Genomic DNA, 8612 nt, shown 5'->3' with positions numbered 1-8612 from the left:
TATTCTTGCTCCGACTGCCGGTGGAAAGACCGAATCAGGTTTTATTCCTGCACTGGACGATCTCCTGAAGGCGGGTACAGATGGTGTCGGTATCCTTTACCTCTCCCCGTTAAAAGCGCTGATAAATGATCAGATCGACCGGATTTCTCGTATAGCAGCACCACTTGCACTTCTGGTCTCGGCATGGCATGGAGATATCGGTCGATCTGATCGTGCATGGCGTGAAGGTGAAGCACCTCATATTCTCCTGACGACCCCGGAGTCTCTTGAGGTCCTCCTCACTGATCCGATCAGAAGAGATGATCTCAAAAACCTCCGTTCGGTGATCATCGATGAGGTGCATGCTTTCATCACCACCGATCGTGGCGTGCATCTCCGGTGCCTCCTCGACCGGCTCGACAGAGTGGCAGACCGTCGTGTGAGGCGGATCGGCCTCTCGGCAACCATTGGAAATCCGGACCAGCTTCTTGCATGGCTATCAGATCCCTCCCGGCCACAGTCCCTTGTCAGAGCCCCCTCAAGCCCCTCCGGACGCCGCTTCTCCTTTACACTGGAGTCTGATGAGGATGAACGCATCCGATCGGTTTCAAGGGCTGTTGCAGGGAAGAAGGCACTTGTCTTTGTTGGGAGCAGAACCGGAGCTGAACGAATTCATGCAGGGCTTTCCGGTCGCATCAGTCCGGTCTTTGTTCATCACTCGGCGATCTCATCTGATCTGCGGCATGAAGCCGAGGAGCGGATGGCAGGTCATGGGAGTGCATGCATCATCTGCACGAGTACCCTTGAACTCGGTATCGATATCGGGGGGCTGGATCTTGTCATACAGTTTGGCCCTCCGGATTCGGCTGCATCGTTTCTCCAGCGGCTTGGGAGAACCGGGCGACGCGGTTCACCATCAGAGATGGCCTTCATCCTCGCCTCTGAAGATGATACACTCGTCGCCGCTGCCGCACTAGAGGCTGCACGAGAACATGAGGCTGAATCCCTCTACCCCCCCGCTCTCCCCTGCCATGTCTTTGTACAGCAGCTCTTTCTCCTCCTGAGGGCTGGCAGGGCAGTGGGGAGACGTCCTCTTATCGAAGCAGTCAGGCGACTTACACCATTTGAAGGTATCAGTGAGAGCGACTGCGATCAGATCCTCGATCACCTTCTCGCAAACGGATACCTGGTGATGGATGGCGATCTTGTGGCGATCGGACCGACTGCCGAGCGTGAACTCTCCTGGTCGCACTGGATTGCCCTCTGCTCGGTTATATCCGGGGGAAATGGGTACCGGGCAGTTACACCGGATGGTCAGGTGGTAGGGACGCTCGATCCCTGTTTTATCGAGGTTGCAGCAGTCGAAGGTTTCACCCTTGCTGGTCGCGGATGGCGTGTGATCTCACGTGATGATGCACGCCGTGGTCTCCTCGTGGTTCCATCTGATCGACAGGGCCCCCGACCCTTCTGGACCGGAGGAGGAACTCCCGGCCTCTCCCTTCTCCTTGCACAATCTGTTGGACGAATCGCTGAGCGTGGGGGATCAGATCTCCCACTCCCACAGGAGATCAGGGATGCAATAGCAAAAGCCATCTACTCATGGCCGGAAGGGATCGGACCGGGGCGGGTGACAGTCATCTCTGAACCTCTGGTGGAAGGGACACTAGTCTCGGTCTGGACATTCCTTGGTGATCGGCCGAATGCAACGGTAACCCATCTTCTCAGACATCTGCTGCCGCCCCGATGGCCTGTGCAGTATGATGCCTATGCGGTCTCAGTGACTGTGCCGCCGGGAGAGGATGGGCGGCAGACGGTGTATGATGCCCTCCTGCACTGTTCAACCCTCAAAAAAGAAGATCTTGTGGACTGGATGCCCATTCTGCCTCCGGAAACATGGGCATTTGGGCGACTCCTCCCTGAGGAGATCAGGAGAAAGATGGCAGCAGTTGATATCTTTGCTATTCCCGGAATTCTTGCCGCTCTCAAGGGTCTGAGACCTCTCTGAATCTGGTGATGAACCTGGTGCCTCCTTTCTCTGGTGTGTACCATGAAGATTCCCCCCGTAGCTGCCTGACAAGGGTCATAAGCAGTTCGATTCCGAGTGTTTTGGTATGTGCCGGATCAAAACCCTGGGGAAGCCCGACACCATCATCTTTGACAGAGAGGGTGATGTATCCGCCGGCATCGCGTTCAAGATAGATGGTGATCTTCCCCTTCTCATGCCCGATGAATGCATGTTTTAAGGCGTTTGAGAGGAGTTCGTTGATGATCAGACCTATATGGATGGCGTAATCGATCTCAAGGGGAATACCATCTATTCTGTATTCAATTGATATATCCTGCTCTGGTGCATATGAGTCCACCACCTCGCCAACGAGCTGTCTGATGTACGTCTCTGCATCGATCCTGGCAAGGTTCTCGGATCGGTATAATGTCTCATGGACGAGTGCCATTGAGGTGATCCTGTTTTCGCTCTCACGAAATACCTCCGCAAGCTGGTTGCTTTCGAGGGTAAGTGACTGGAGGTGGAGGAGGGAGGAGATGATCTGCATATTGTTCTTGACACGGTGATGGATCTCTTTGAGGAGTGTATCTTTCTCTTCAAGACTCTCTGAGAGTCGTTGAACCAGTTTCTGCTCTTTTGTAATGTCGATGAGCGAGGCGATCACCTGTTTACTCTCCGGTAACGGTGCAAAGGTTGCACACAACACCCTCTCCCCACCGTCCCCTCCGATGATCGAACAGTCGGAACGTCTGATCGAATAGCTGCCTTTACAATGGCATTCGGAGAGTATACGGGTGATATCCCCTCTCCTCTCATCGGTTATCATCTCAGGAAATGATCGTTGTTTATATTCACCCCCGATGAGCCTGAAGAATCCATCGTTTGCAAGGATGATCCGGTTGTCGGAGTTGATGAGGGCCGTTGGGGTGCTCGTCCCATAGAAGAGCGTCCGGTAGAACTCAACAGATCGTTTGAGCTCCTCTTCCATCCGGATCCTGTCGGTGATATCCCGCATAATGCCTGATATGGCGATGACATTCCCCTCTTCATCAAGGACCGGCGAGATCGAGAGTGAGATCCGAAGCTTCCTCCCTGACTTGTGGATTCTGTTCACCTCCAGCCGCTGTGCTGTCCCTGTCGAGATCACCTCGGTATAATACCGATACGAGATCTTCCTCTCCTCTTTTGGGATCACCAGAGATACGGGCTGCCCGATGATCTCCTCAGCCGCCCATCCATAGATCCGCTCTGCACTCTTGTTCCAGGTAAGAATAAGCCTCTCAGGGCTGATACTGATGATTGCATCATCTGAGGCCTCCACAATTGCGGCAAGCCGCCGTCTCATCTCTTCGGCCCGATGACGTTCACTGGTATCATGAATGACAAGGAGGATTGAAGCAATCTCTCCGATTAGAATCCGGCTGCCTCTGATCTCGCAGGTCTTTACCTCCCCGCTCTCCCCGGGCAGACTGGTCTGATAGGTGAAACGACCTTTCTTCATGATCTTTGAGAGTTTTTCGCAGTCACAGTCAGGAGTGGTATGGCTGATCAGATCGCAGATATTTTCCCCTTCACTCTCCTGAGGGTGAATGCTCAGGAGGTCGGCTGCTGCCGGGTTCATGATCCTGATCCTGCCAGAGAGATCGCAGATGATGATCCCCTCATCGATACTCTCAAAGAGGGTACAATACCGCTCTTCACTCTCCTCCTTCTCCAGAGAGAGTGTTCCGATGATCGTTCCGACGGTGATCATGATGAGGGTGCGGATTCCGGCATCAAGGAGAGCTTCTGGCTCAGGCAGCATGATAAGGTGGATGATGAAGTACAGGGTGGCAAGGAGGGCTCCATAGAGGATGCCGGGGTAATTGAACCGGTAAGCGGCGAGGATGATCGGGATGTAATAGAGGTGGGGATAGACGTTTGTCAGTCCCTCTCTCAGGGAGAGGATGTTGATGAGTAGTGCGAGAATCGAACAGACGCAGATGATCTCGTTCCAGTAATCAGATCGGTTCTCTCCCCCACATCGATTGATGAACGCGTTCACTCACCTGTAAATCTTTTCTGGAGGGCATTATACTCATTGGTACCGGATAACGTCTGAGATGGACAATCTTATCGCTTGCGGATGACTACACTACTTCAGGAGATTCGCCATGCATGATGATCACGAAGAGTACCTGAAGACGATCCTTGAACTCTTCCGGAGAGAACCCCGTGGGTTGAGTATCAGCGATATATCACGGGAGATCGGGTTGAACCGAAACTCGGTCTCAAAGTATGTGAATATGCTCACCATTGCAGGGAAGATCGAGATGAAGGTGGTTGGTCCGGCAAAGGTCTACTTTCTCTCTGAACGCATCCCTGTCTCTGCGATGATCGAATTCTCTTCAGATGGCATCGTTTTACTGGATGACGGCCTCAGAATCGTGAATGCCAACGATCGATATCTCTCCCTCATAAACCGTCCGAAGAACGAGATCGTCGGTGTGTCGATCAAAGACACCGATCTTTTACTCCTCTCATCTGATATATTCATCACTTCCGTTCCACGATATGGTGAGGGGGAGAAGAGGATTGATGATCTCCTCTTCATGGATGGTGGTGAGATTCGGCATTTCAGCATCAAGATCCTCCCTGCAGTCTTTGAGGGTGGCAAAGCAGGATTTGTGGTGATAATCGAGGAGACTACGGAGCGATGGCGAACGGAAGAGACGATCCGATCTGCTTTATCAGAAAAAGCAACTCTCCTCCGCGAACTGCATCTTCGTGTAAAGAATAACCTTCAGCTGATTGCCAGTCTGATAAACCTTCAGATGATGGAGAATAGTGATGATTCCATCTCCCATGCACTCCGTGAGGCACAGAACCGGATACTCTCACTCTCGATCGTCCACGAACTCCTCTATGCACGTGAGGTGATCGGGGTGGTGGATATGGATGATTACCTCTTCCTCCTTGCCGCCGAACTGAAACGCTCGTTTGATCTGCCTGATGGTTCGATCAGCCACTCTGTTCCTGGTGATGGGGTGACCCTCGATACCGATCATGCGATCGCGGTCGGATTAATTGTCAATGAACTCACCACGATCGCAATTGAGGCGGCTCTCCGGGACAACTCCCCCTTCACGGTGGAGATCACTCTTGAAGAGAGGGGTGATGGCCACCATCTTACTGTCCGTTCTCAGTATGGGCATCATACACCGGAAGGTCTTGCGATCACGCTCGTCCGGACCCTGGTGAATAAGGAGCTTGGAGGAGGGTTTGAAATTCTGCCTGATGGATGGGAGGTGGTCTTCTGATGACAACCCATGCAATGCCCCTCCGTTTCTTCATTGTTGAGGATAATGCGATCATCGCCCTCGATCTCACCCGAAGGATCGAAAAACGTGGTCATGTGGTGGTTGGTATAGCAGACTCTGCTGACCCTGCGATTCAGGGTGTTCTTGAGACACTCCCTGATTGTGTGCTGATGGATATCCGGCTTCGGGGGGAGGTGGACGGTATCATGGTGACAGAAGAGATCAACCGGATCTCTCCCCGGCCGGTTGCATACCTGACGGCATATTCGGATGCAGGAATGGTGCAGCGTGCAGCATTAACCAATCCTGTGGCTTTTATCATCAAGCCGGTGAGGGATGCTGACATCCTCAGGCTCATCGCCTCCATTCGGTCAGTCTGAGGCACGCCTGAAGGTGACTGCCATACAGGCCCCCTCGTCGGGATGGCCGATCACCCTGTCTTCTATCCTGAAGGTGCCATCGTACCGCTCGACCAGTTTTTTCACGATGAAGAGGCCAAGCCCTGATCCCGAGGCCTTGCTCTTACCCCGATGATGCCGCTCAAGCACCCTTCTCTTGAGAGTGTCGGGGATTCCGGACCCGGTATCTGCGATTCTGATGACGACACTATCATCGATCTCTTCGACTGTGATGAAGATCTCGATGCCGGGTCCTCCATGTTTCACGGCATTTCCGATCAGGTTGGTGAAGACTTCAGATATGAGTTCGTCGGCAAGGACGACTGCTTTTGTCCCTTGATAATGGATCTCCGCCTCTTCATGGTGGTGGATCTCACGCCTGATGATCGGATCAAGAGCAACTTCTGTGAGGTTGCCTATCTGCGCCCGAAGATTGCGGAGTGTATTGACATCAGATATGATCTCTGCATTCTTTGAGAGGCAGTCGAGGATCCGTGTAATATACCCTTCGGTCAACTGATCGCCCGTCTCTTTTAAGATCTCAGAGTATCCCATTGCAACCATCGTTGAGTTGTTGATGTCGTGAACCAGGATATCAACGAAGAGGGAGAGATCCTCGTATGCGAGGGCGAGTTCCTCACGGAGATGGCTCCGCTCGATGAAGGTGCCGATCTGACGGGCAGCTACCTGCATAATCTCCTCATCATCGTCTGAGATGAGTCCCTGAGGTTTATGGAATATCAGTGAGCCGACCCCGGCATCACCTGCAGAATAATTGATTGCGATAGTCCCTTCGCTCTCTGCCGGGGGTATCTTCTCATCAGACGCTCCGATACACCATATCCGTCTCTTCTCTCCTTTCGGTTGCTGAAGAATGACCGCACCAACGGGTGCTTCGATCCCGCCTGCCACCTCGCGGATGACTGCGAGAATGATCTCTTCAAACGGCGCGACACGGGAGGTGATCCCGGCTATTCGGTTTGTCACCGAGAGGTAGCGGAGATGCCGTCTGATCGCCTCGTCCGCCTTCATTCTTCTGGTGATATCGGCATTTACTCCGATGAACCGGTCAGGTCTCCCCTCTCTGTCACAGATGACCCGTCCACGATCCTTCCACCAGCGGATCGATCCATCCTTTGCATATACCCGATAGCTGATCTCAAAGAGGTCTTTGCCATTGAAGTGCCGATCATATGCCGCCTGAATCTGTGTACGATCGTCAGGATGAAGAAGTGATTGCCACCCGGCAATAGTTCGCGGGATCTCCCCTTCGGAGTATCCGAGATACTCATCGATTGGCCCAAACCAGTTGACCGACCCATCTTTGAGATCGATCTCGTACACAAAGTCGCAGGCAGATTCGGCAGCAATCCGAAAACGCTCTTCTGATGCCGCTAATGCCTCTTCTGCACGTTTACCGCCGGTTCTGTTATAGCCTACACAGAGCACCTGGCCCGATTGTCCAACCGGCGTTGCAACCCAGGATGTCCAGACAACATCGCCATTCTGTCTGCGGCAGGCAAACTCGCGCCAGATGATCTCGCCCTTCCCTTCCCGTGCTCTTTGGATCAGTGTTGTAAATGCCTGGCGTGACTCCGGATCAGGAATGAAGAGGTCTTCCGGGGAGGAGTTGAGCATCGCATCCTGTGAATATCCAAAGAATGAGGCACAGAACTGATTTGCGAAGGCAATCGAATCATCAGGGTTCAGAACAATGATGAGATGGATCGCATGGAGGAGTTTCCTGTACGCCTCTTCAGGTGCCCCCTCCACCGCTCCTGCTCCGGCCTCTCTCATGGTGAGGGTTGACCAGCCATTAAAATCCGGGTTCTTCACCGGTCTGGTGATCGCCATGGCGACCCGGATGGTATCTTTGTGGTAGCATGGTACTACCGACTGCCCAATGGGTGGTCTGCCTGATGAGGCTGTATCAATCTCAATATTGTTGCCGAAGAGGAGATGCTTTACGCTCTCCCATCTCATCCCGATGATCTGATCTGCGGCACATCCGGTGAACTCTCCAAATGAGATGTTTGCCATTGCTACCGTCCCGTCCGGATCGAGTACGATCATCGGATCGTCAACCTCATTCAGATAGTGAAAGTATGCTGGTGGGATTCTGGTAGTCCTCCTTGAAAGGGTATGGTATATGCTGGTCTCTCCTCATCAAAAAAGTATGTTCTGTTCTGTTCTGGTACGGAGACTCTTTTCTTCTGCACAAATCCGGTCAAGGGCGATCGCTCTGTATGAGGGATCGATCTCAAAACCGATATAGTCCACTCCAAGGCGAATACAGGCGAGCGCAGTCGATCCGATACCCATGAAGGGGTCGAGGACAAGTGAACACCGTTCAACTCCATGGTCTTTGATACAGAGGGTGGGAAGGCCTATTGGGAAGACTGCCGGATGTGGTCTCCTCTCATTGATCGTCTCGTACGGGATGAACCAGGTGTTCCCCCGGTCACGGAGATCTGATCCCGCCGCCTTCCATCTCCCGATGTTGCTCTTATCCTGATAAGGGACGCCGATTGCCAGTTTATCAAGGGGGACATCACCCTGCTTACTGAAATGGAAGATGAACTCGTGGCAGTCGTTATGAAACCGCTTGCTGTTGATCGGTTTAAAATGTCCAACAGCAATATCTCCGGTGATATTATTGTAGGATCCCATATCGGGGCGTGGAATTGCGATCGATTTGATCCAGTGGATCATATTCTGGAGGTGGTATCCCTTCTTCCGAAACTCTGCTGCAACATCGATTGGGATCCAGGGATCTTTTGGGGTGCCTCCGATGTTTAAGAAGAATGATCCCCGGTCCGAGAGAACCCTGAGTGAGATTTCCGCAACTTCACCCATCCAGTCAAGGTAATCGGAACGGGTGATGGTATCATCATAGGTGGTGTAGCCCTTCCCGATATTGTAAGGAGGTGA

General features: G+C 52.7%; 6 protein-coding genes. 3 read left to right on the top strand and 3 right to left on the bottom strand.

Translation table 11 applies throughout. The features are described 5' to 3' along the window. Window positions 1–1984: DEAD/DEAH box helicase (locus Q7V06_RS01590; RefSeq protein WP_304837073.1), on the top strand; the 1984-nt coding region annotated here is incomplete at its 5' end. On the opposite strand, the gene Q7V06_RS01585 is transcribed toward Q7V06_RS01590, so the two are convergent. Continuing rightward, a complete protein-coding gene (locus Q7V06_RS01585) occupies window positions 1962–4028 on the bottom strand; it encodes a PAS domain S-box protein (protein ID WP_304837070.1) in 2067 nt (688 codons plus the stop codon). The genes Q7V06_RS01590 and Q7V06_RS01585 overlap by 23 nt on opposite strands. A 109-nt stretch (window positions 4029–4137) precedes the next feature. On the opposite strand from Q7V06_RS01585, the gene Q7V06_RS01580 reads away from it, so the two are divergent. Together Q7V06_RS01580 and Q7V06_RS01575 are read left to right on the top strand one after the other, a co-directional pair. Continuing rightward, on the top strand, window positions 4138–5283 hold the full coding sequence (locus Q7V06_RS01580; RefSeq protein ID WP_304837067.1) for a sensor histidine kinase: 1146 nt from the start codon (window positions 4138–4140) through the stop codon (window positions 5281–5283). Beyond that, window positions 5283–5663 carry a response regulator gene (locus Q7V06_RS01575; RefSeq protein WP_304837064.1) on the top strand — a complete coding sequence of 127 codons (381 nt, stop codon included), beginning with the start codon at window positions 5283–5285 and terminating at the stop codon, window positions 5661–5663. The genes Q7V06_RS01580 and Q7V06_RS01575 overlap by 1 nt, the downstream gene beginning before the upstream one ends. Here the strand turns inward: Q7V06_RS01575 and Q7V06_RS01570 are convergent. Both Q7V06_RS01570 and Q7V06_RS01565 read right to left on the bottom strand, forming a co-directional pair. Then, window positions 5655–7754 carry a PAS domain-containing protein gene (locus tag Q7V06_RS01570; protein ID WP_304837062.1) on the bottom strand — a complete coding sequence of 700 codons (2100 nt, stop codon included), beginning with the start codon at window positions 7752–7754 and terminating at the stop codon, window positions 5655–5657. The genes Q7V06_RS01575 and Q7V06_RS01570 overlap by 9 nt on opposite strands. Before the next feature lie 93 nt (window positions 7755–7847). Next, on the bottom strand, window positions 7848–8612 hold a 765-nt coding region (locus tag Q7V06_RS01565; RefSeq protein ID WP_304837059.1), incomplete at its 5' end, for a site-specific DNA-methyltransferase.

This window comes from Methanocalculus sp., from assembly GCF_030651615.1.
GTDB lineage: Archaea > Halobacteriota > Methanomicrobia > Methanomicrobiales > Methanocorpusculaceae > Methanocalculus.
Note: the sequence above shows the minus strand (reverse complement) of the source record. Positions and strands in the feature narration are given on the sequence as shown.

Excerpts from the sequence above, each read along its gene's own strand:
- Q7V06_RS01580 (WP_304837067.1), top strand. The coding sequence starts at position 4,138 with ATGCATGATGATCACGAAGAGTACCTGAAGACGATCCTTGAACTCTTC.
- Q7V06_RS01575 (WP_304837064.1), top strand. The coding sequence starts at position 5,283 with ATGACAACCCATGCAATGCCCCTCCGTTTCTTCATTGTTGAGGATAAT.
- Q7V06_RS01570 (WP_304837062.1), bottom strand. The coding sequence starts at position 7,754 with ATGATCGTACTCGATCCGGACGGGACGGTAGCAATGGCAAACATCTCA.